Below are 22,596 nucleotides of genomic sequence, written 5' to 3'. Positions count from 1 at the left end.
CACCCGGTGGCGTAGAACTGGGGCGCGGCACCGAGCCGCCCCCGCACCGCACCCGCCCCCGACGAGAGGCCCCCATGACTCCCCACGCCCGCTCCGTCCGCGGCACCGTCGTCCTGGTCACCGGAGCCGGCCACGGCATGGGCCGCGCCACCGCCGAGGTGTTCGCGGCGGAGGGGGCCCGGGTCGCCGTCACCGACGTCGACGGTGCCGCCGCGGACGACGTCGCCGCCTCCGTCCGGGTGGCCGGTGGCGACGCCACCGCCTGGACCCTCGACGTCGGCGACCCCGCGAGCGTCGCCGAGGTGGTGCCGGCCGTCGCCGCACACCTCGGCGCGCTCGACGTCGTCGTCAACAACGCCGGCATCGCCGGCTCCTCCCCGCTCGACGGCGACGACTACGAGCAGGTGTGGGAACGGATGCTGCGGGTCAACCTGACCGCGCACCAGCGGGTCGTGCGGGCCGCGCTGCCCTTCCTGCGGGCCTCGGACGCCGCCCGGATCGTCAACATCGCCTCGACCGAGGCCCTCGGCGCCACCGTCGACGACAGCGCCTACGCCGCGAGCAAGGCCGGCGTGGTCGGCCTGACCCGCGCCCTCGCCCTCGACCTCGGCAAGGCGGGGATCACCGTCAACTGCATCTGCCCGGGACCGATCGAGACCCCGATGACGGCGTTCGCCCCACCCGAGGACAAGGCCCTCTACGCCCACCGCCGCACCGCGCTGCGCCGTTACGGCCTGCCCGAGGAGGTCGCGCACACGACCCTCAGCCTCTGCCTGCCCGCGGCGTCCTACATCACCGGCGCCGTCATCCCGGTCGACGGCGGGCTGACGGCCCGCAACGCCTGACGGACCCCGACGCCCGGCTCAGGCGTCGGCGGACTCGGTGCCGGCCCGACGCGGCATCAGCAGCCCCGACAGCAGCAGGGCGAGGGCGACGACCGCGGAGCAGACGAAGACCGCGTGGATCGCCGGGGCCAGGACGCCGGCGGAGAGGTTCTCGAGGTCGAGCGTCCCGCCCGCGGGGGCCGACCCGGCGACCCGGGCGTTGACGATCGCCCCGAACACCGCGACTCCGACCGCGCTGCCCATCGACCGGGCGAACATGTTGGTGCCGGTCGCGACGCCGCGGTGCTGCCAGCCGACCGACGACTGGGCCACGACCACGCCGGGGCTGGCGACGTACCCGAAGCCGATGCCCATCACGAAGCACGGCAGCGCCAGCTGCCACAGGGCGCTGTCGGCGTCCACCGGCAGCAGCAGGGCCGCCCCGACGACCACGATCAGCGCCCCCATCAGCACCGTCCGGCGGAAACCGATGGTGAGGTAGAAGCGGCCGCTCGTCGTGGCCGCGATCGGCCAGCCGATGGTCATCGCCGCCAGGGCGAGCCCGGCGACCAGGGCGCCGTGGCCGAGCACGCCCTGGGCGTAGAGCGGCACGTACGACGTCAGGCCGAGCATCAGGACGCCGACGACGAACGCGCCCGAGTTCGACGCGTTCAGCACCCGCCGCTGGAAGATCCACAGCGGCAGCACCGGCTCGGGGGCTCGCGACTCGACCACCACGAAGGCCGCGAGCAGCGCGGCGGCGGCGAGGAAGATCCCGACGCCGGGGAGCGAGCCCCAGTCCCACCGCACCCCGCCCTCGAGCAGACCGAGCAGGAGCAACGACCCGCCGGCCGCCAGCAGGCCCGCCCCCAGGTAGTCGATGGAGTGCCGTCGGCGCTCGACCTCCTCCTCGAAGCGGCGCCACAGCATCCAGCCGGCCGCGATGCCCAGCGGGAGGTTCACGAAGAAGATCCAGCGCCAGGACAGGTAGTCGGCGAAGACACCGCCGAGCGTCGGCCCGACGACCGAGGCGATCGCCCAGACGCTGGCCAGGTAGCCCTGCACCTTGGCGCGCTCGGCCAGGGAGTAGATGTCGCCGACGATGGTCATCCCCATCGGCTGCACGGCGCCGGCCCCGAGGCCCTGCACGAGCCGGAAGACGATGAGCGCCGGCATGCTCCAGGCGATGCCGCACAGCAGCGACCCGAGGACGAAGAGCCCGATCCCGAGCAGCATCACCGGCTTGCGCCCGTAGAGGTCCGCCACCTTGCCGTAGATCGGCACCGAGACCGCCTGCGCCAGCAGGTAGATCGAGAACAGCCACGGGAACGAGGTGAACCCGCCGAGGTCGTCGACGACCGCCGGCACCGCCGTGGCCAGGATCGTCGCGTCGATCGCCACCAGGCCGGTGCCGAGCATCACCGCCAGGAGGACCGGCCCGCGCTCGCTGCGGAGTCCGACGCTGGCGCGGGTGATCTCGGGAGCTGGCACAGGGTGCCCAACCGAGGTGGGCCGGTCGGTGTTCCCGCGACGTCCTCCCGGCCGGGCGGCGCTGCGGTTGCTAGGGTCCAGCGGTGCGGCAGCGCCCTCTCGAGACGGTGACCTGGCGCGAGTCGCCAGTCCACCTCCCCGGGGCTACCCCGGGGGCCACCGGTACGTCCGGGCACTGCACCGCGCGCGCGTCGCTGCGCTCCGCTGCAGGTGAGCGCGCGCACGACAGGACAGGTCGAGCAGCGCTGCCGCACACCCCTCGCCGCCCCGGACGACGAGGAGCCCGGTGAGACCGGACCTGGCCCGCGCCCTGGCCGCCGGCTTCCTCGCCGGGGAGTGGACGCCGGCGGGGCTGGTCGAGAGCGGCGGGGCGGTCCTGGCCCGCCGCCGCCGGTGGCTGACCGCGCTCGCGCGCCAGACCCTCGAGCTCTACCCGCGCCCGCCGCACGACCGGCCGCGCGAGCTGGCCGCGGTGCTCGCCAGGCTGCCGGCGGCCCAGCGGGCGGCGGCCGACCGGCCGGTCTCCCAGCCCCTGTCCGACACCCGGATGCTCGCGAACCCGTGGCGGCTCCCGACCTACGACGGTCTCGACGACCTGGCGCGCCACCTCGACCTCACGCCGGGCGAGCTCGACTGGTTCGCCGACACGCGGCGCCTGGCCCGTCGCACGAGCGAGCCCCGGCTCCAGCACTACCGGGTCAGCCACCGGGTCGCGCCGAGCGGCGCCGTCCGCGTGCTCGAGGCACCCAAGCGGCGGACGAAGGTCCTCCAACGACTCCTGCTCGACGACGTCGTGTCCCGCGTCCCGCCGCACGACGCGGCCCGTGGCTTCCGGCGCGGCGGCTCGGTGCGCTCGTACGCCGCCCCGCACGCCGGCCGACCGGTGGTGCTCCGGCTCGACCTGGAGTCGTTCTTCGCCAGCGTCACCGTCGCGCGGGTGTACGGGATCTGGCGGACGGCCGGCTACCCCGAGCCCGTCGCCCACGCCCTGGCGGGACTGACGACCACCGTGCTGCCCCACGCCGCCTGGCGCTCGATCCCCGCGCCGGCGTCCCCGCGGCTCCTCGACGCCCACTGGCGCCTCGGTCGCCGGCTCGCCGCACCCCACCTGCCGCAGGGTGCGCCCACCTCGCCCGCCCTCGCCAACCTCGCGGCGTACCGGCTCGACGTCCGGCTGGCCGCCCTCGCCCGGTCGTGGGGTGGCCGCTACACCCGCTACGCCGACGACCTCGCCTTCTCGGGCGACCGCGGGTGGGGCACCGGCACCTCGCGGCTGCTCGACGCGATCGAGACGGTGGTGCGTGACGAGGGCTTCCACCTGAACCCCCGGAAGACCGGCGTGATGCCGCGCGGCGGTCGGCAGACCCTCGGCGGGCTCGTGGTCAACGAGCAGCCCCGGGTGTCGCGCGCCGAGGTCGACACGCTGCGGGCCGTCGTGCACAACTGCCGACGGCACGGACCCAGCACCCAGAACCGCGAGGAGCGGCCGGCCTTCGCCGAGCACCTGCGCGGCCGGATCGCCTGGATCGCCCAGCACGACCCCGGCCGCGGGGCGCGCCTGCTGGCCGACTACGACGCGATCGACTGGTCGCGCTGAGCCACCCGCCGGGCTACCGGGCCTCGTCGGCCTCCTCGACCCAGGCGCCGTGCTCGACCTCGGCCCACGTGCGCCGGACCCGGCCGGTGCGCATGCCGCGGCGCGCCTCCGGGTCGCGGTAGGCGTACACCACGTGGCCGACCACGAGCAGCCCGAGGCCGAGCGCGAACCAGTCGTGCACGAACGTCGCGCCCGCGCGCCAGGACAGCCGGACCAGGCCGGTCCACTCCAGGAGGATCCCGGTGCCCAGCAGGACGCCGGTCGAGCCGGCCACCAACCACGCGTTGAGCTTCTGGCCGGCGTTGAACTTGCCGACCGGGATGATGCCGTCGCGCCGGGTGCGGCTCCGCAGCCACCGCCGGTCGTCGCGGCTGAACCGGTTGAGCCGCCGCAGGTCGGCCCGGTACGCCGCCGACGCGGCGCCGAGCAGCATCGGGACCGGGAGCGCGAGGCCGCACCAGAGGTGGATCGTCTCGACGGCGTCGCGGTGGCCCACGGCCAGCATGAGGGAGCCGTTGTAGAGGATCGCCGCGGTCACGATGCAGACCCCCATGAGGAGCGCCACGGACCGGTGCACCCACCGCTCCGCGCGGGCGAAGCGGTGCAGGTCGCGCGCCTCACTCACCGATGTACCCGTCGAGCGGGTAGCCGCGGTCCTCCCAGTAGCCCGGCTCGTTGTCCGAGGTCACCTCGATCTCGGAGAGCCACTTGTTGCTCTTGTAGCCGTACATGGAGCCCGAGTAGATCCGCACCGGTCCCCCGTGGTCGTGCGTCACCGGCTCGCCGTACATCGTCAGCACCACGAGGACGTCGTCGGCGCGGGCCTGCTCGAGCGTCATGTTGACCGTGTAGGTCCCGTCGAAGGAGCGGAACCGCACCCCGAGGGCGTCCCCGGTCGGCGCCGCGCTCTCCAGCAGGTCGGCCACCCGGACGCCGCTCCACGGCACGTCCTCGACCTTCCAGCCGGTGACGCAGTGGAACGTGTCGGAGAACGCCGTCTGCGGCAGCCCCTCGAGGTCGGCCAGCGAGTAGGTCGCCGGGCGGTCGACCAGCCCGGACACGTCGAGGGCGTACGTCGAGGCGTCGCGCGGCTCGACCGGGCCCGTGACCGAGTAGTAGCGCCAGGTGTCGCCGACCGGGATCGCCGAGGTGAGCCCGGTCGGGTCGCGCAGCTGGATCGGGGCCAGGGCCCGGCTCAGACCCTCCTGGACCCTGCTGCCGGTGACGACGCCGACCGCGCCGAGGCCGAGGAGGCCGAGCACGACGCGGCGTCCGACCGGGGCGCCGTCCAGAGGGGCTGTCACGTCTCGACTCAACCACGGGGGTGGTGGCGCGGGCCCGCGTCTCGCACAGGGAACACCCCCTCTTACCGTAGTAACTCAGTATGCTTTAGTTCTCCGCATGACTCAGACCCTGGCGCCGGCAGGAGCCGGTACGCCGACGGACCCGACCGGTCCGGTCCGCACCGCCGGGACCGGCCGGTCCCGGCGCTCGCTGCGCCTGCTGGCGCTGCACGCGACGACGTTCGTCGTCCTGGTGCTGGCCTGGTGGCTGGTCACCCGGGCCGGGTGGGTGCGACCGCTCTACCTGCCGTCCCCGGGCGCGGTGTGGGACGCCTTCGTCCGCGCCAACACCGACCACCCGATCAGCGCCGGGTCCGATCGCGTCGTGCGCGGCGAGCAGGGCTACTACCTGTGGGAGCACCTCCTCGCGAGCCTGCAGCGGATCGGGATCGGGGTGGGCGCGGGGATCCTGCTCGGCGTCCCGCTCGGCCTGGTGATGGCCACCACCTGGCTCGGCACGGTGCTGGAGCCGTACCTGAGCTTCCTGCGCTCCCTGCCGCCGCTGGCCTACATCGGGCTGCTGATCGTGTGGTTCGGCATCGGTGACACCTCGAAGGTGTGGCTGCTGTTCCTGGCCGCGTTCCCGCCGATCGCGATGGCGACGATCAGCGGCGTGCGCGGCGTCCGCGAGGACCAGGTCAACGCCGGCCGCTCGCTCGGCGCCTCGCGCCGCCAGCTGCTCACCTCCGTCGTCCTGCCCGCCACCCTGCCCGAGGTGCTCACCGGTATCCGGGTGGCGACCGGCTTCGCATGGACCACGGTGGTCGCCGCCGAGATCGCCAACGGCATCCCCGGCATCGGTGGCCTGGCCTACCTGGCCGGCGAGCAGCTCCAGAGCGCGCTCGTGATCGCCTGCATGCTCGTGATCGGGCTGGCCGCGATCCTCCTCGATCTCGGGTTGAAGTCGCTGGAAAAGACCCTCGTCCCCTGGCGGGGCAAGGCATGACGCGTCGAAGGACGCACGAAGGAGCAACCCACCCGTGAAGACCACCATCACCGCGCTCGCGGCCGCCGCCCTGGCACTCTCGCTGTCCGGATGCGTCGAGTCGGGGCGCAGCAACGCCGCGACGTCGCCCGACACCGCCTGCCCCTGGGAGCCGGACGAGTCGATCACCACCGAGGCGCGCATCGCCTGGCAGGCCATCCCCAACGGCGACGTCGTCGTGAAGGACCTCGGGCTGCTCGAGGCGTGCATGCCGAACGCGAAGATCAGCTGGGTCCAGGCAGCCTCCGGTGGCGACGTCGTGAAGTACTACGGCTCCGGCGACGTCGACCTCGGCCTGATGGGGTCCTCCCCGGCCACCATCGCCTCCTCCGAGCCGGTCGTGCAGGACGTCGACCTCGCGGTCGTCTGGATCCACGACGTCATCGGCGACGCCGAGTCGCTGATCGTCAAGGACCCCGCGATCACCGACATCGGCGGCCTGCGGGGCAAGACCGTGGCCGTGCCGTTCAGCAGCACCGCGCACTACTCGCTGCTCCAGGCCCTCGCCGAGGCCGGGCTCGTGCCCGACGAGGACGTCACGGTGATCAACCTCGACCCCGAGAAGATGCCCGCGGCCTGGCAGGGCGACCAGATCGACGCCGCCTGGGTGTGGGACCCGACGCAGAGCCAGCTCCTCGAGGACGGCGGCGAACGGATCCTGTCGAGCGCCGACACCGCCGAGGCCGGCCGGCCGACGTACGACGTGGGCACGGCGAGCCGCGCGTTCATCGACGCCAACCCCGACTTCCTCACCCAGTGGGCCAAGGCGCAGGACCACGCCGTCCAGCTGATCGAGGACGACCCGGCCGCGGCCGCGGAGTCCGTCGCCGCCGTCCTCGGCATCGACCCGGCCGACGCCGAGAAGCAGTTCGCCGGGCTCACCTACCTCACCGCCGAGGAGCAGGCCGGCCCCGACTACCTGGGCGGCAAGTTCGCCACCGACCTCTTCAGCACCGCCGGGTTCCTGCTCGAGCAGGGCGGCATCGAGGGCGTCGGCACCGAGGAGGACTACGCCGACCACGTGGACGCCGGGCCGGCCGCGAGCGTCTCCGGTGGCTGAGGCACGCAGCGTCCGGGACCCCCGGGACCCCCGGGACCTCCGGCACGACCGGCACGACCGGCGGGTCGAGATCGCGGGCGTGCGGCACCACTTCACCGTGGGTGGTGCCGCCGTCCCGGCGCTCGACCGGATCGACCTCACCGTCGAGCCCGGCGAGTTCGTGACCCTCGCCGGGCCGTCGGGGTGCGGGAAGACGACGCTGCTCCGGCTGGTCGCCGGCTTCACTGCCCCGAGCGAGGGCACGGTGAGCATCGACGGCGCACCGGTGCGCGGACCCGGCCCCGAGCGGGGCGTGGTGTTCCAGCAGGCGACGCTCTACCCCTGGCTGTCGGTGCGGCGCAACGTCGAGCTCGGACCGCGGCTGCGGGGCGTGCCGAAGCGGGAGCGCGCCCGCATCTCGGAGGAGTACCTCCAGCTCGTGGGGCTCTCCGACTTCGCCGACCACCGGCCCTACGAGCTGTCGGGGGGCATGCAGCAGCGGTGCCAGATCGCGCGGGTCCTGGCCAACGAGCCCGACATCGTGCTCATGGACGAGCCGTTCGGCGCCCTCGACGCCCTGACGCGCGAACGGCTCCAGGCCGAGCTGCTCGAGATCTGGCGCGCGACCGGCCGGACCATCCTGTTCATCACGCACAGCGTCGACGAGGCCGTGTTCCTCAGCTCGCGGGTCATGGTGATGAGCACCCGCCCGGGACGGATCGTGCTCGACGAGCCCGCCGTCTTCGCCGACGGCGGCACCCGGGTCCCGCCCGGCGAGATCCGCGCCCTGCCCGAGTACGTCGCCCTGTGCGAACGCGTCCGCTCCGCGATCCAGGCGCCCGTCGGGGTCTGACCGCGGCGCTCGTCGGTGCGGCACCGGACGGAACGCCGCCGGGCGTACCGAGCGCGCTTCGAGCCGAGGGCCCGACCTGCTCGACCCAGCCCCACCGGCAGCTCCCCAATCATCCTGACCGCTTGTCCACAGATTGTTCGAACACAGTATCGATTGTCCGTGGGTTGGCGTAGAATCGAGGCATGAGCGAGCACCACGACGACCACCGCGACGGGCACCCCGTCGCCCGGTTCGTCGCGGTCCTCGAGGCCGAGCTCGCTGATCTCGTGGATGCTCCGACGTGGTCGCTGGACGCCGGTGCGACCGCCGACCTGGTGCCGCGGCTGGCGCGTGTGGTGGCCGGGGTGCAGGAGCTCGAGGCGCGGATGGTCGGGCAGGCCGGGGACCTCGACCTACCGGGGACCATCGGGGCCAGGTCGCTGGCAGCGTGGCTCGCGCGGGTCACCCGAGTCACCGGTGGCGAGGCCGCCCGGAAGGTCCGGCTGGCCGGCGACCTCGCCGCCCACGAACCGACCCGGCTCGCGATGGCGTCCGGTCGGGTCCACGCCGAGCAGGCGAGGGTCATCGCCGCCGCCGTCGGCGACCTCGACGGCGACCACGCCCAGTGGCGTGAGAAGGCCGAGGCACACCTGCTCGGTGAGGCGGCCCACCACGACGCCCACGACCTGAAGACCCTGGGGCGGCGGATCCTGGAGAGCATCGACCCCGACCGGGCCGACGAGCACGAAGCCAAGCTCTTGGAGGCCGAGGAGGCTCGGGCTCGCAAGCGCACGGCGTTCACGGTGTGGGACGACGGCGAGGGCCTCGCCCACGGTCGGTTCACGATGCCGTCCGCGCAGGCCTCGATGCTGAGGAAGGCGTTGGCCGCGATCGCGGCACCCAAGCACGTCCGCGCCACCGAGGGCGCCGGGACCTACGAGTTCGAGAGGCCGACCCCGGAGAAGCTGGGGCAGGCGTTTTGCGAGTACGTCGAGCGCTACCCCACCGACCGGCTTCCGAGCATGGGCGGGACCAGCGCGACCGTCGTGGTCACGATGACCCTCGAGACCCTCCTCGGCGGACTCGCTGCCGCGCACCTCGACACCGGCGTCGCGCTCTCGCCCGACCAGGCCCGCCGGATGGCCTGCGAGGCGGGGATCATCCCCGCCGTCCTCGACGGACAGGGCCACGTCCTCGACCTCGGACGACGCCGGCGCTTCCACACCCCCGCCCAACGACTCTCGATCGGGTTGGAGCAACAGCACTGCCAGCACCCCACCTGCACCACCCCCGCCGCCTACTGCCACACCCACCACACGACCCCCTGGAGCGAGGGCGGCCGGACCGACACCCACGACGCCGCCCTGCTCTGCCCCTTCCACCACCACCAGACCCACCGAGCGGCCCACGCCACCGGAGCCACCCACCCGCTCCGCACCTAGGGCCGGTTCCGGGGTCAGGTCGGGCGGAACGAGATCGGGAACGACAGCGCGCCGGTGTTGCCGGAGACGGGCAGCCACTCCCCCGGGCCGTCCGGGACGGCGTCCGGCATGCGCTGCGCCAGCATCGGCAGGGCCACCGCCATGTCGGTGCGCGCCACGAAGTGCCCCAGGCAGTGGTGCGCGCCGCCCCCGAAGCCCAGGTGGGGCGGGCGGTCGCCCGCGCGGGCGATGTCGAACACCGGGTCCGGCACGGCCGTCGGATCGGTGCCCGCCGCGTGGGAGAGCACCTGGACGATCGTGCCCGCCGGCAGGTGCAGCCCGTGGAGGTCGACGTCGGCGATGGCCTCCCGGGTCACCCACGTCACCGTCGGGTTCACCCGCATCACCTCCTCGACGGCCGCGCGCCCGAGCTCGGGCTGCTCGGCCAGGAGCCGCCACTGGTCGGGGTGACGCAGCAGGGTCTGGACGGCGAGGCCGATCTGGTTCCGGGTGGTCTCCATGCCGGCGAAGGCGAGGAAGACCAGCGACACCACCAGCTCGTCGCGGCTCAGCCGGCCGTCGGTCTCCTGCGCCTGCAGCAGGGTGGTGACCAGGTCGTCGCGGGGCCGGGCCGCCCGGTCGTCGACGACCGTCTCGACGTACGCCGTGAGCCCGGCCAGGGCCGCCTCGATCCGGGGCAGGTCCTCCTTGACGCGGATCCCGAAGGACTTGCCGAGGTCGTCGGCCCACCGGGCGACCTGGTGCCACTCGTCGTCCGGGAGGCCGAGCAGCAGGCAGAGCACCCGTGCGGCGTACGGCTCGGCGAACTCGGCGATCAGCTCGACGTCGCCGCGCGACCCGAAGGCCTCGACGAGCTCGGCGGCGATCCGACGGAAGTCGGGCTGCAGGTCCTCGATCACCCGACGCCGGAAGGCCGGCATCAGCAGCCGGCGCAGCCGCGCGTGGTCGTCGCCCTCCAGGCTGAGCAGCACCTCCTGCCACCACCGCAGGAAGGGACCCTCCTCGATCCCGTTCTGGGCCGGCCAGCGCGCGTTCCCCTGCTGGAACCGGCGGTCGGTGAGCAGCGCGCTGGCCTCGGCGTAGCGCAGCACGGCGTACCCGTACGGCGTCTCGGCGTACCAGTCGCGCTCCCGCGCGTCGTGGACGGCCGGCGAGGTCACGTCGAAAGCGGGGTCGGCCAGGTCGAGGTGGCGGGGGTCGGGTGCACCGGCGGTCACGGCACCGAGCGTAGGGGCAGAGCCGAGTGACGTCCGTCTCACGACCGGCTAGGGTGATCGTGATCACGAATCTGAATTGCGTTCGACATGCTGACCGACCCTCCGAAAGGCCGCCTCCCCATGGCCCGTCCCACGACTCGACTCAAGCGGCGTGCCCGCCGTCTGTCCCGCTGGTCCGCCCTGCGCGTGCGGATCCTCGTCGCGCTGGTGGTCGCTGCCGGCCTGTCCAGCGCCGTGATGTCGCAGGCGGCTGCGACCCCGGCGCACGCGCCCGCAGCGCTCCCGCAGACGTCCAGCGCCACGACCCCTCCGTCGATCGCACCGCGGACCTGGATCATCGACGCACGCGAGGACGCCCCGATGCCGGACGGCGGTACGCCGATGCAGGGCTGGGTCATCCGCGAGACCGGACTCAACAACGCCCACCACCCGCTGACGATCACCGTCGGCGACACCGTCGAGTGGCACTTCGAGAGCGTGAACCAGTACCACGACCTCCTCAACCAGAACACGCTCGCGACCTGGATGCCGCCGCTGACCGGCGGAGGGGGCGTCGGGGACCCCGCGGTCAGCTACACCTTCACCGCCCCGGGCACCTACAACTACATCTGCAACAACCACCAGCCGCTGATGTCGGGCCAGATCATCGTCCAGGACGCCGGTCCGGGCGACACCAACCAGCCGCCGACCGCCGACCCGATGGCCTCGCCGACGTCCGGAGCAGCGCCGCTGCTGGTCTCCTTCATGGCGCACGGCCACGACGCCGACGGCGACGTCCTCACCTACCTCTGGGACTTCGGCACGGACGCCGGCGCTGCCGACCAGTCCACGCTGCCGGAGCCGCAGCACACCTACACCGCCGCCGGCACCTACACCGCGACGGTCACGGTCACCGACGCGCAGGGCGCCAGCGCCGAGGAGAGCCTCCAGATCGCCGTGACCGGGGACGGTGGTGGCGGCGACGGACCCGTGCTGGAGGTCGTGGCCTCGGCCACCCCCGCCGCAGGGACCGCGCCCGTCGCCGTGACCTTCGGAGCCGCCGTCGCCCTCGACCCCGACGCGACCGACGCCGGACTCACCACGACCGGTCAGATCCGCTCCTTCGCCGACGGCCTCGCCACCTACCCCGACATCACCGGCTCCGCCGAGATGGTCCGCACCAGCACCCAGACCACCACGACGATCGCCCTCACCGGGCTCGAGCCCGGCGCACCGCACAACGTCCACGTGCACGAGCAGACCTGCGCCAGCGCCAACGCCGGCGCCCACTACCGCTTCGACACCACGCTCCCCTTCGCGGAGACCAACGAGATCTGGCTCCCCTTCACCAGCAACGCCAGCGGCGCCAGCGGGCCCAGCGGCACCGTCGCGGTGACGTCGACGCGGCGAGCCGGCACGAAGGCCGTCTCCATCGTGATCCACGACCCCGACAACCCGACGCTCCGCATCGCCTGCGTCGACCTCGCCCCCGCCCTGACGTGGGACTTCGGCGACGGGTCGACGGGGTCGGGACCACGACCGACCCACACCTACCGCGCTGCCGGCACCTACACCGCCACCGTCACCGCGCGGGCCTCCGCGACCGTCAGCGCCACCGCGTCCGTCGGGGTCGTCGTCCGTGCCGGTGCCGCCCCGCAGACGACCATCGTGAGCGGTCCGCAGGGTCACGTCCGGGCGAAGGAGCTCCTCTTCCGGTTCGGGAGCAACGAGCCCGGCAGCACCTTCGAGTGCCGCCTCGACGCGGGGGCGTGGAAGCTCTGCGGAGCCACGACCTCCTACACCGGGTTGAAGGAGGGCCGCCGCACCTTGCGGGTGCGCGCCACCGACAGCGCCGGCAGCACCGACGCCAGCCCGGCGGTCCGCCAGTGGGTGGTCGACCGCACCGGCCCGACCGTGCGCGCCGCGAAGCCGACCGGCGCGACGCGCGACCGCACCCCGACGATCCGGGCCCGGGTCGGCGACCGGCTCTCCCCCGCCGCCGACCTCGACGTCGTCCTGCGCGTCGACGGCCTGAGGGCGCCGGCGCGGCTCGCCGGAGGCGCGGTGACCTACACGCCGCGACGCGCCCTCGCCCCGGGGCGTCACGTCGTGCGGCTCGTCGCCGTCGACCTGGCCGGCAACCGGACGGTGCGGGTCTGGCGGTTCACGGTCCGCCGCTGACCTCGGCCCCGGCGCTCACCTGCAAGGGCGTACCCACGACGCACCCGGGTGCGGTGACCTGGGGGGTCCCCGACCCGAAGGAGCTGGATCACATGAGCAGCGGAACCGTCATCGCGCTCGTCGTCGTGGGCGTCCTCGTCCTGGTGGCCGCGGTCGTCGTAGCCCTGGTGCTGCGACGACGCAAGCAGGCCGCGCAGCTCGAGCAGCGCCGCGCGCAGTCCGACGAGCTCCGCCACCAGGCCGCCGGCCAGACGCAGGACGTCGTCCGCGCCGAGCAGCGCGCCACCGAGGCCGAGCGGGCCGCCGAGGAGGCCCGGCAGGAGGCCCGGCGCGCCGAGGAGGAGTCCGCCGTCGCGGAGCGGGCAGCGATGCAGGCCCGCGCCCGGCAGGAGGACGTCGTCCGCGAGGCCGACCGGATCGACCCCGTCGTCGACCACCAGGCCGACGACTACCAGCCCGTCACCGACACCCGGGCGATCAAGGACCCGCTCGACGAGCCGGCGACGGACGCGACGGACCCGACGCCCCGGCCGACGCACCGGCAGGAGGGCTGACCGGCCCCGCCACTACCCTGGGCCGACACCATGCCCAGCCTCCCGGACGACCGCGACCCGCGCCTGCTCCTCGTCGTCGACGCGCCGTCGTTGCTGCACCGCAACCACCACGCACGACTCGAGACCGGGCTCCGCGACCGCGGCGGCCGCCCGGCGTGGGCCCTGCACGGCATGCTGCGCCAGATCCTGGAGGCCATCGACCGGTTCGCCCCGGACGCCGTGGTCTTCGGCCTCGACGACCGGACGGCGTCCGTGCGGGCCGAGGGCTACCCCGCCTACAAGGCCGGACGGGCCGAGAAGCACCCCCTGCTGGTCGAGCAGCTCGAGCGGGCCGCGGCGATGCTCGACGCCCTCGGTCTCCGCACCGTCACGCCCGCCGGTCTCGAGGCCGACGACGTCAGCGCGTCGGCCGCGACGTGGGCCGAGCGGCACGGCTGGCACTGCGTGATCATCACCTCCGACCGCGACTCGTTCGCGCACATCAGCCCGAGCACCCGCGTGCTCCGGCTCATCAACGGCGGCATCGGCGGCTCGCCGCTGCTCGACCCCGTGCGGCTGCACACGATGTACGGCGTCGCGGCCGAGCACTACCTCGAGTACGCCGCGCTGCGCGGCGACGCCAGCGACAACCTGCCCGGCGTCCCCGGGATCGGGCCGAAGACCGCGGCGCTGCTGCTCAACGAGATGGGCTCGATGCGTGCGGTGTGGGCCGACGTCGAGCACTGCGCCGGCGTGAACCTGGTCGCGACCCTCGACTCGCTCGGCGAGGAGAACGGGACGCCGCGGATGGGCGCGACGATGCTGAAGCGGCTCACCGCCGACGGCGCCCGCGAGCGCTTCGAGTTCAACGTCGAGATCATGACCGGGCGCGACGACGTCGACCTCGGCCTGACCCCCGACCTACCGGGCACGCCGGGCCTGCTCCCGCTGCACCCGGACGTCGTGAGCCGGGTGGTCGGCTACCTCGGCGTCCCCTCGACCACCGACCTCGCGCTGCGGGTGCTCACCGAGCCGCCCGGCAGTCAGAACCACCCGTAGGCGCGCAGCTGCCCCTCGGTCAGGCCCAGGGCGTGCCCGACCTCGTGGCCGAGCACCTTCAGCACGCGCGGAGCCACGTCCTCGCGGGTCGCGCACACCGCCAGGATCGGTCGGCGGTAGAGGGTGATCACGTCGGGCAGGCTGCCGGGCACCCGGCCGCCCACCCGGGTGTGGGCGACGCCGCGGAAGGTGCCGAGCAGAAGGCTGCCCGGCGCGACGTCGTCGGGGTCGGGCTCCTCGCGCACGACGACCGCCATCTCGGCGACCAGGGCGATGGCCTCCTCCGGCAGCTGGTCGAGGGCGTCGCGCACCAGGTCGTCGAAGGCCTCCGGTCCGAGCTCGTCCGCATCCACTCCCCGAGTCTGTCGCGCCGTGCCAACCGGCACGGCGCGACAGACCGGTCGGCAGCGGTCAGAGGATGTAGAGCATCTCCTGGTAGGTCGGGAGCGGCCACAGGTCGTCGGCGACGAGGCCCTCGAGCTCGTCGGCCGCCTCGCGGACGGCGGCCATGGCCGGCAGCACCTGGTCCCGCGCGGTCCGCGCCGTCTCGAGCGGGTCGGCGGCGTGCTCGTGGGCGATGGCGGTCCGCAGGGTCGCCAGGCCGGCGGTGAGGGCCGCGATCCGCTCGCTCACCGTCTCCAGCCCGGTCCGGTCGGGCGTGACCCCGGCGTCGGCGAGCGCCTTGACGTTGATCGCGAGCTCGGTCTGGTAGCGCAGCGCGGCCGGGAGCACCGTCGTGGTGCCGATCTCGAGGGTGAGGTTGGCCTCGACGGCCACCGCGAGGACGTACTGCTCGCAGCCGATCTCGAAGCGGCTGTGCGCCTCGCCGGCGTTGAAGACGCCGTACCTGCCGAACAGCTCGATCGCCTCGGGGCTGATCAGCTCGGGGAGCGCGTCGACGGTGGTGCGCAGGTTCTTCAGCCCACGCTGCTCGGCCTCGACGGGCCACTCGTCGGAGTAGCCGTTGCCGTTGAAGATGACCGCGCCGTGGTCGGCGACGATGTCGCTGAGCAGCGCCTGGACGGCCTCGTTGAAGTCGGTGCCGCCGGCGACGGCGTCCTCGAGGTAGGTCGCGCAGTGGTCGAGCGCCTCGGCCATGATCGTGTTGATCATGACCATCGGTCCGGCGACGGTCTGGTTGGAGCCCGGCGCACGGAACTCGAACCGGTTCCCGGTGAAGGCGAACGGCGAGGTGCGGTTGCGGTCGCCAGGGTCCTTGGTGAGGTTCGGCAGCGTGTCGACGCCGACCATCAGGGTGCCCCTCTCCTTCGAGTGGGTCGCGCCACCCTTGGCGATCTGGTCGAAGACGTCGGCCAGCTGGTCGCCGAGGAAGATCGAGATGATCGCGGGCGGCGCCTCGTTGGCCCCGAGGCGGTGGTCGTTGGACGCCGAGGCGACCGAGACGCGGAGCAGCCCGCTGTACTTGTGCACCGCACGGATGACCGCGGCGCAGAACACCAGGAACTGCGCGTTGTCGTGCGGGTTGTCGCCCGGCACGAGCAGGGAGCCGAGCTCGGAGTTCCCGAGGGAGAAGTTGACGTGCTTGCCCGAGCCGTTGACGCCGGCGAACGGCTTCTCGTGGAACAGGCACTCCATGCCGTGCTTCTTGGCGACCGACTTGAACGTCGTCATCAGCAGCTGCTGGTGGTCCGAGGCCTCGTTGGCCCGCTCGAACATCGGCGCGACCTCGAACTGGCCCGGTGCGACCTCGTTGTGGCGGGTCTTGGCGGGGATGCCGAGCTTGAAGAGCTCCCGCTCGGTGTCCATCATGAAGCCCAGGACCCGCTCGGGGATGGCACCGAAGTAGTGGTCGTCGAACTCCTGGCCCTTGGGCGGCTTCGCGCCGAACAGCGTGCGCCCGGCGTTCAGCAGGTCGGGGCGGGCCAGGAAGAAGTGGCTGTCGACCAGGAAGTACTCCTGCTCGGGGCCGCAGTAGGCCACCACGTTGTCGGGGTCGGTGTGGCCGAACAACTCGAGCACCCGACGCGCGTGCACCGACATCGCCTGCTGCGAGCGCAGGACCGGGGTCTTGTGGTCGAGCGCCTCTCCGGTCATCGAGATGAAGATGGTCGGGATGCACAGCGTGTTGCCGTTGGGGTTCTCGAGCACGTACGCCGGGCTCATCACGTCCCACCCGGTGTAGCCGCGCGCCTCGAAGGTGTTGCGCAGGCCGCCGTTGGGGAACGACGACGCGTCGGGCTCGCCCTGCACCAGGGTCTTGCCGGAGAACGACGCGAACGCGGTGCCGTCGCCGACCGGGTCGAGGAAGCTGTCGTGCTTCTCGGCGGTCAGGCCGGTCAGCGGGTAGAACACGTGGGCGTAGTGGGTGGCGCCCTTCTCCAGCGCCCAGTCCTTCATCGCCGAGGCGACGGCGTCCGCGACCTCGGGGTCGAGGCGGGTCGACTTCTCGATCGTGGCGACCACCGACTTGTAGACCGACTTCGGCAGCCGCTTCTGCATGGCGGTGAGGCTGAAGACGTTGCTGCCGAAGATCTCCCCGGGCTCCTCGCCGGGATCGAAGCTGATCGGCGGCGGCGTGGACGCCTCGACGGCGGCGATGGCCTGGAGGCGGACGGGGTTGGCGGTCATGACGACTCCTCGAGCGGGCTGCGCCGGGCTCGGGCACCGGGCGACGCCTCGAGGCTAGGAGCGCCGCGTGACGGTCTTGTTACGTCGACGTGACGGGCCGCGGCGCGGGCGTGTGACGCCCGTCACGGTCGTGGGGTCGGCGGGTCCGCGTCGGGGTCGGGGGCCGGGTGGGTCTGCGGGTCGGCCATCGGCTGGTCCGGGTCGAGGCTCGGGACGACGTCCGGGCTGCCGTCGGGGTCGGCCGGGAGCACGGGCTGGTCGGGGGTCGTGGTCATGGCTCCATCCCACCCGGTCCTCGCCGCGACGCGCCACACCCCGGACGGCCGTTCTCGCGGGCCGGGTCGGCGCCGGGAGACCGGGCTGTGGCGCGTCGCACGTCCGCCGCGCCGCGTCCCGGCGTCGCAGCGCACCCACCGTCCCACCCGGAAGTGGCAGGATTCGTCGAATGGTGGGGGATGAAGGTCATGCGGAGCGTCGCGCCGTCGTCGTCGAGGACGACGAGGACATCCGGGTCCTGATCGAGTTCACCCTCGGCACGCAGGGCTTCGACGTCCGGGCTGCGGCGAACGGGCTGGACGGCGTCGCCCTGGTGCGCAGCTTCGACCCCGACCTGGTGACCCTCGACCTCGGCCTGCCGGGCATCGACGGCATCGAGACGTGCCGCCGCATCCGCGAGGTCACCGACGCCTACGTCGTGATGATCACCGCGCGCGACGACGAGATCGACCGGCTGCTCGGCCTGGAGACCGGGGCCGACGACTTCCTCTCCAAGCCGTTCAGCATCCGCGAGCTCAAGGCCCGGGTGAACGCGCTCTTCCGGCGGCCCCGGCGCAGTCCCGGGGCCCGCCAGGCCGACCCGGTCGCGTCGCCGGCCCCGGCCGCGGCGCACGGGCACGAGATCCTCCAGCACGGCCTGCTGCGCGTCGACGTCGACGGACGCCGAGCGTTCCGCGCCGACGACGAGCTGGCGCTGACCCGCACGGAGTTCGACCTGCTCGCCGAGCTGATGCGCAACCCCGCCCGGGTCTGGACCCGCGAGGCGCTGCTGCGCTCGGTGTGGGGCACGGAGTGGGTCTCCGACACCCACCTGGTCGAGGTCCACATCGGCAACCTGCGCCGCAAGCTCGGCGAGAGCGCCGGGGCACCGCCGTTCATCAAGACGGTCCGTGGCGTCGGCTACCGGATGGACTCGGCGGCGACCTGAGCCGGATGCGCCGCACCGGGCCCCCGCTCGCTCACGACGTAGCGGGTGATCGCCGCCTCGGCGCGGGCCGCCGCGGCGGGCAGCAGGAGCGCCTCGGTCCGGGCGGCCGGCAGGTCGTCGCGGCGCAGGTGGCCCTCGACGGAGCCGGCGATCTCGGCGAGCTGGTGGGCCCCGGTCATCGTCGAGGACACCTTGAGGCTGAGGACGGCGTCCATCGAGCCGGCGCGGTCGGCGGCGAGGACGCCGTCCACCACCCGCGTCACGCGAGCGTGCAGCATGGCCCGGAAGGTGCCGACGAGGTCGAGCACGAACGACCGCCCCCGGGCGTCGTCGGCCAGCAGGTGCAGCGTGGCCGGGTCGAAAGCTGTGGTCGTCCTGTCCCGAGAGATCATCACGCCCAGGCTCGCGGGCCCGGCTCAGCGCCAGATCACGGCAGGCTCAAGAAATCCTCAGGCTTCGTCGAAAAGCAAGCGCACGGACCGCGACCTCTGGGGGGATCGGCCGCGATCCGTGCAGGCACATCATGGCACATCGGCGCCCCGACCACGACGCGGGTCACCAGAAAACCCGGTCGACCACTCCTCGGGCCAGTCGCGTGACGCGCAGGTGGTCGTTGACCATCTCGTCGGTCCGGCCGGCCGGGTAGCCCAGGATCGAGGCGACCGCGGCCCGCTCACGGGTGTCGCGCGGCAGCTGCTCGGCGGCCTTGCCCCGGGCCAGCGTGACGGCGTTGCGCACCCGGCTGACCGCGCGCCACGCCTCCGTCAGCACGGCGGCGTCGGCGTCGGTGACCAGGCCCGCCTCCCGTGCCGCCTCGAGCGCGGTCAGGGTCCGGGGGGTGCGCAGGGCCGCCACCTCGCCGGCGAAGCGCATCTGGAGCAGCTGGACGGTCCACTCGATGTCGGCCAGTCCCCCGCGCCCGAGCTTGAGGTGCAGCTGCGGGTCGGCGCCGCGCGGCATCCGCTCGTTGTCGACGCGCGCCTTGATCCGGCGCACCTCGAGGACGTCGTCGTCGGAGAGCCCGCCGGCCGGGTAGCGCAGCGGGTCGATGAGCCGCTCGAACGCCGCCCGCAGCGCCGGGTCGCCGACGACGGCGTCGGCACGCAGCAGCGCCTGGGCCTCCCAGACCTTCGACCACTTGGCGTAGTAGGCGGCGTAGGAGTCGAGGGTGCGCACGAGCGCGCCCTGCTTGCCCTCGGGTCGCAGGTCCGCGTCGACGGTGAGGGCCGGGTCGGCACCGGGCAGCGCGAGCTGGTTGCGGACCTCGTTGGCCACGGCGGTGGCGTACTGCGTCGCGCGGTGCGGGTCGGCGCCCTCGACCGGCTGGTGGACGAAGAGGACGTCGGCGTCGCTGCCGTAGGACAGCTCGAAGCCGCCGTAGCGGCCCATGGCGACGACCGCCATGGCGGTGGGCGGCTCGTCGAACCCGCGCTGGCGGCACACCTCGCGCCCCACGACCTCCAGGGTCGTCTCCAGGGTGGCGTCGGTGATCCGCGACAGGGCCGCGCCCACGTCGGCGACGTCGGTCAGGTCGAGGACGTCGCCGGCAGCGACCCGGAACAGCTCGCGGCGCCGGACCGCGCGGGCCGCCCGGACCGCCTTGTCGACGTCGTCCTGACGCGCTGCCGTCGAGCGCATCTCCTCGACCATCGCCTCGGCGCTGAGCGGTGAGAGGTCGCCGCCGAGCATCCGGACGCCCTGCGGCTCGCGCTCGAGCAGGCCGGTGACGTAGCGCGAGGTCGACAGCAGGTGGGCCAGGCGCTCGGCGACCTCGCCCTCGTCGCGCAGCGTGCGCAGGTACCAGGGAGTGCGTCCCAGCGCCTCGCTGAGCCGCCGGAAGCCGAACAGCCCGGCGTCGGGGTCGGCGCCCTCCGCGAACCAGCTGAGCATCGCCGGCAGCAGCGCGCGCTGCAGCGTGGCCGTGCGGGACACGCCGCTCGTGAGCGCCTCCAGGTTGCGCAGCGCGGCCTGCGGGTCGGCGTACCCGAGGGCTGCGAGCCGGGCGCCGGCCGCCTCGGAGGAGAGCCGGACCTCGCCGCTGTGCACCCGCGCCACCGCGGTCAGCAGCGGACGGTAGAAGAGCTTCTCGTTGAGCCGCCTGACCTCGCGGCGGTGGTGCTCCCACGCCGAGGCCAGGGTGGCCTCGGGCTCCCGGACGAACCCGATGCTGCGGCCCAGGCGGCGCAGCGCTGCGGTGTCGTCGGGGACGATGTGGGTGCGGCGCAGCTGCACGAGCTGGATGCGGTGCTCGAGGGTGCGCAGGAACGCGTAGGCGTCGTGCAGCGCCTCGCCGTCCTCGCGGCCGACGTAGCCGTGCTCGGTGAGCTGGGCGAGCGCGCTCAGGGTCGTGGACGCCCGGATCCGGTCGTCGGCCAGGCCGTGCACGAGCTGCAGCAGCTGGACGGCGAACTCGACGTCGCGCAGGCCGCCCCAGCCGAGCTTGAGCTGGCGGTCGGCCTCCTTGGCCGGGATGTGGTCGAGCACCCGGCGGCGCATCGCCTGGACGTCGCCCACGAAGCCGTCCCGCTCCGCGACGCTCCACACCATCGGCTCGACCATCGCGATGAACTCGCGGCCCAGCGCGAGGTCACCGGCCACCGGGCGGGCCTTGAGCAGCGCCTGGAACTCCCACGCCTTGGCCCAGCGCTCGTAGTAGCCGCGGTGGCTGGCCAGGGTGCGGGTCAGCGGGCCGGCCTTGCCCTCGGGCCGAAGCGCCGCGTCGACCGGCCAGATGGTGCCCTCGCCGGTGTGCTCGGAGCAGATCTGGATCAGGTGGCTGGCCAGCCGGGTCGCGGTCCTGAGGGTCCGTGCGTCCGGGTTGCCCTCGTCGTCGTCCGACCCGGCCGGGCCGTGCACGAAGATCACGTCGACGTCGGAGACGTAGTTCAGCTCGTGGCCGCCGCACTTGCCCATCGCGACGACCGCCAGGCGCGCGCACCCGGCGTCCTCCCCCACCCGCTGACGGGCCACCGCGAGGGCGGCCTCGAGGGTGCCGGCGGCGAGGTCGGACAGCTCGGCGGCGGCGTCGTCGACGCCGAGGTCGTGGGCGAGGTCGCGAGCGGCCAGCCGGAGCAGCACGCGTCGGTACTCCACCCGCAGCGCGTCGACCGCCTCGGCGTCCGGCAGCGTCGCGGTGGGCAGGTCGGAGTCGGGGTCGGCGCCGACGGCGGCGAGGAGGCCGGCGCGCACGACGTACGCCGGCGGGCGGGTCGACCCGAGCGTGGGGTCGGTGAGCTCGCGCCAGTGCTCGGGGTGGCGGGCCAGGTGGTGGGCCAGCGCCTCGCTGGCCCCGAGGACGCACAGCAGCCGCATCGCCGTGCCCTCGTCGTCGGCCAGCTCGGCGAGCATCGTGGCGCGCTCGTCGCCGGCGGCGTCGGCCAGCCGGACCAGTCCGGTCAGCGCCAGGTCGGGGTCGGCGGTGCGCGCGAGCAGCGCGACGAGCGGCTCGCTGGCCTCGCCGAGCAGCTCGAGGTCGGCGAGCGCCTCGTCGGTGCGCTGGAAGCCGAGCCGCAGCAGCATCCCCTTGGTGGTGACGACGCGGCTCACGACGAGGCCACCTGGGCGCCGGAGACGACCCGCGCGAACGACGTCGCCAGCGGCCGCCACGCCGCCTCGAGCTCGTCGGCGGCGGCACCCACCTCGGCGGCCAGGGCGTCGGCGGCGGCGTCCGGCTCGGTGCGGGCCCAGGACTCGAGGACGGCCTGGTCCACCTCAGGGTGCGGCTGGACGCCCCAGGCACGCGGCGCGTACCGGACGACCTGGACCTCCCCTCCGGGCGCGACGGCGAGCACCTCGGCGCCGGGCGGCAGCGCGGTGACGACGTCGTCGTTCCAGTGCAGGCAGCGCTGCGTGGCGTGCTGCAGGGCCCCGACGAGCGCGTCGTCGAGCGCGGCCGCGGTCCACCCGACCGGCAGCAGACCACGCTGCTGCCCGGCGGGGTTCCGGGCGGCCGTGCCGCCGAGGGCCGCGCCCAGCAGCTGGTGGCCCAGGCAGATGCCGAGGGTCGGGACGCCGGCCTCGACCGCCCCGCGCAGCAGCGACCTCGTCGGGGCGAGCCAGGCGTGGTCGGCGTCGTCGGTGGCGCCCATCGGCCCGCCGAGCACCAGCAGCCCGGCGTGGCCGGTCAGGTCGTCGGGCAGGGCGTCGCCGGCGTACGGGCGGCGGACGTCGAGCCCGACGCCGGCCTCCTCCAGCCACCGGCCCACGAGGGCCGGCGGGCAGTCGTCCTCGTGCTGGACCACCAGGACCGGGCTCACCGGCGGGTCATCCCCCTGACCGTCA

Annotated in this window: 20 protein-coding genes; 10 read left to right on the top strand and 10 right to left on the bottom strand. The window is 73.8% G+C overall.

Going from position 1 to position 22,596, the window contains the following annotated elements; all coding sequences use genetic code 11:
* The first annotated feature begins 74 nt into the window (after positions 1-74).
* Entirely contained in the window at positions 75-845 is a 771-nt protein-coding gene (locus E4623_RS16560) for an SDR family NAD(P)-dependent oxidoreductase (RefSeq protein ID WP_134767631.1), read from the top strand.
* A gap of 18 nt (positions 846-863) precedes the next feature.
* On the opposite strand, the gene E4623_RS16555 is transcribed toward E4623_RS16560, so the two are convergent.
* Positions 864-2,315 carry an MDR family MFS transporter gene (locus tag E4623_RS16555; RefSeq protein WP_245155123.1) on the bottom strand — a complete coding sequence of 484 codons (1,452 nt, stop codon included), beginning with the start codon at positions 2,313-2,315 and terminating at the stop codon, positions 864-866.
* 286 nt (positions 2,316-2,601) lie between these two features.
* On the opposite strand from E4623_RS16555, the gene E4623_RS16550 reads away from it, so the two are divergent.
* Positions 2,602-3,912: a reverse transcriptase family protein gene (locus E4623_RS16550; RefSeq protein ID WP_134767630.1), complete on the top strand. Its 1,311-nt coding sequence runs from the start codon at positions 2,602-2,604 to the stop codon at positions 3,910-3,912.
* 13 nt (positions 3,913-3,925) lie between these two features.
* On the opposite strand, the gene E4623_RS16545 is transcribed toward E4623_RS16550, so the two are convergent.
* Positions 3,926-4,537, bottom strand: a complete 612-nt coding sequence (locus E4623_RS16545; protein ID WP_134767629.1) for a cytochrome b/b6 domain-containing protein — start codon at positions 4,535-4,537, stop codon at positions 3,926-3,928.
* Positions 4,530-5,216, bottom strand: coding sequence for a molybdopterin-dependent oxidoreductase (locus tag E4623_RS16540; protein ID WP_134767628.1), 687 nt, complete (start codon positions 5,214-5,216; stop codon positions 4,530-4,532). The genes E4623_RS16545 and E4623_RS16540 overlap by 8 nt, the downstream gene beginning before the upstream one ends.
* A 97-nt stretch (positions 5,217-5,313) precedes the next feature.
* On the opposite strand from E4623_RS16540, the gene E4623_RS16535 reads away from it, so the two are divergent.
* From E4623_RS16535 to E4623_RS16520, 4 genes are all read left to right on the top strand, one after another.
* Positions 5,314-6,201, top strand: a complete 888-nt coding sequence (locus E4623_RS16535; protein ID WP_134767627.1) for an ABC transporter permease subunit — start codon at positions 5,314-5,316, stop codon at positions 6,199-6,201.
* 34 nt (positions 6,202-6,235) lie between these two features.
* The gene (locus tag E4623_RS16530; RefSeq protein WP_134767626.1) at positions 6,236-7,300 is read left to right on the top strand and encodes an ABC transporter substrate-binding protein; all 1,065 of its coding nucleotides are present in this window, start codon (positions 6,236-6,238) and stop codon (positions 7,298-7,300) included.
* Entirely contained in the window at positions 7,293-8,132 is an 840-nt protein-coding gene (locus E4623_RS16525) for an ABC transporter ATP-binding protein (RefSeq protein WP_134767625.1), read from the top strand. Before E4623_RS16530 ends, E4623_RS16525 begins: the two co-directional genes overlap by 8 nt.
* A gap of 182 nt (positions 8,133-8,314) precedes the next feature.
* Complete coding sequence (locus E4623_RS16520) at positions 8,315-9,553, top strand: HNH endonuclease signature motif containing protein (RefSeq protein WP_134767624.1); 1,239 nt, start codon at positions 8,315-8,317, stop codon at positions 9,551-9,553.
* A gap of 14 nt (positions 9,554-9,567) precedes the next feature.
* Here the strand turns inward: E4623_RS16520 and E4623_RS16515 are convergent, their stop codons facing one another.
* Positions 9,568-10,770, bottom strand: a complete 1,203-nt coding sequence (locus E4623_RS16515) for a cytochrome P450 (protein WP_134767623.1) — start codon at positions 10,768-10,770, stop codon at positions 9,568-9,570.
* A 120-nt stretch (positions 10,771-10,890) separates the two neighbouring features.
* Between E4623_RS16515 and E4623_RS23365 the strand changes: the two genes are divergently transcribed.
* The 3 genes from E4623_RS23365 (at position 10,891) to E4623_RS16500 (ending at position 14,522) form a co-directional block, all read left to right on the top strand.
* A complete protein-coding gene (locus E4623_RS23365) occupies positions 10,891-12,930 on the top strand; it encodes a PKD domain-containing protein (protein ID WP_167736693.1) in 2,040 nt (679 codons plus the stop codon).
* Between the two features lie 92 nt (positions 12,931-13,022).
* Positions 13,023-13,484, top strand: a complete 462-nt coding sequence (locus E4623_RS16505; protein WP_134767621.1) for a hypothetical protein — start codon at positions 13,023-13,025, stop codon at positions 13,482-13,484.
* A 30-nt stretch (positions 13,485-13,514) separates the two neighbouring features.
* Positions 13,515-14,522, top strand: coding sequence for a 5'-3' exonuclease H3TH domain-containing protein (locus E4623_RS16500; protein ID WP_134767620.1), 1,008 nt, complete (start codon positions 13,515-13,517; stop codon positions 14,520-14,522).
* Here E4623_RS16500 and E4623_RS16495 read toward each other — a convergent pair.
* The 3 genes from E4623_RS16495 to E4623_RS22725 form a co-directional block, all read right to left on the bottom strand.
* The gene (locus E4623_RS16495) at positions 14,507-14,875 is read right to left on the bottom strand and encodes a metallopeptidase family protein (RefSeq protein WP_134767619.1); all 369 of its coding nucleotides are present in this window, start codon (positions 14,873-14,875) and stop codon (positions 14,507-14,509) included. The two genes, E4623_RS16500 and E4623_RS16495, sit on opposite strands and share 16 nt — an antisense overlap.
* 58 nt (positions 14,876-14,933) lie before the next feature.
* Entirely contained in the window at positions 14,934-17,111 is a 2,178-nt protein-coding gene (locus E4623_RS16490) for a glutamine synthetase III (protein WP_134767618.1), read from the bottom strand.
* 122 nt (positions 17,112-17,233) lie between these two features.
* Positions 17,234-17,386, bottom strand: coding sequence for a hypothetical protein (locus E4623_RS22725; protein WP_167736691.1), 153 nt, complete (start codon positions 17,384-17,386; stop codon positions 17,234-17,236).
* A 170-nt stretch (positions 17,387-17,556) separates the two neighbouring features.
* On the opposite strand from E4623_RS22725, the gene E4623_RS16485 reads away from it, so the two are divergent.
* On the top strand, positions 17,557-18,315 hold the full coding sequence (locus E4623_RS16485; RefSeq protein WP_134767617.1) for a response regulator transcription factor: 759 nt from the start codon (positions 17,557-17,559) through the stop codon (positions 18,313-18,315).
* Here the strand turns inward: E4623_RS16485 and E4623_RS16480 are convergent.
* The 3 genes from E4623_RS16480 to E4623_RS16470 all read right to left on the bottom strand — a co-directional run bounded on the left by E4623_RS16480 (position 18,288) and on the right by E4623_RS16470 (position 22,571).
* Entirely contained in the window at positions 18,288-18,707 is a 420-nt protein-coding gene (locus E4623_RS16480; protein ID WP_134767616.1) for a hypothetical protein, read from the bottom strand. The genes E4623_RS16485 and E4623_RS16480 overlap by 28 nt on opposite strands.
* Before the next feature lie 163 nt (positions 18,708-18,870).
* Positions 18,871-21,861 (bottom strand): bifunctional [glutamine synthetase] adenylyltransferase/[glutamine synthetase]-adenylyl-L-tyrosine phosphorylase, encoded by a 2,991-nt coding sequence (locus tag E4623_RS16475; protein ID WP_245155122.1) that lies wholly within the window; start codon positions 21,859-21,861, stop codon positions 18,871-18,873.
* Complete coding sequence (locus E4623_RS16470) at positions 21,858-22,571, bottom strand: type 1 glutamine amidotransferase (RefSeq protein ID WP_167736689.1); 714 nt, start codon at positions 22,569-22,571, stop codon at positions 21,858-21,860. Before E4623_RS16470 ends, E4623_RS16475 begins: the two co-directional genes overlap by 4 nt.
* Positions 22,572-22,596 lie beyond the last annotated feature (25 nt).

It is taken from the genome of Nocardioides sp. 1609 (assembly GCF_004522105.1).
GTDB lineage: Bacteria > Actinomycetota > Actinomycetes > Propionibacteriales > Nocardioidaceae > Nocardioides.
This window is presented reverse-complemented; position numbering and strand designations above follow the sequence as displayed.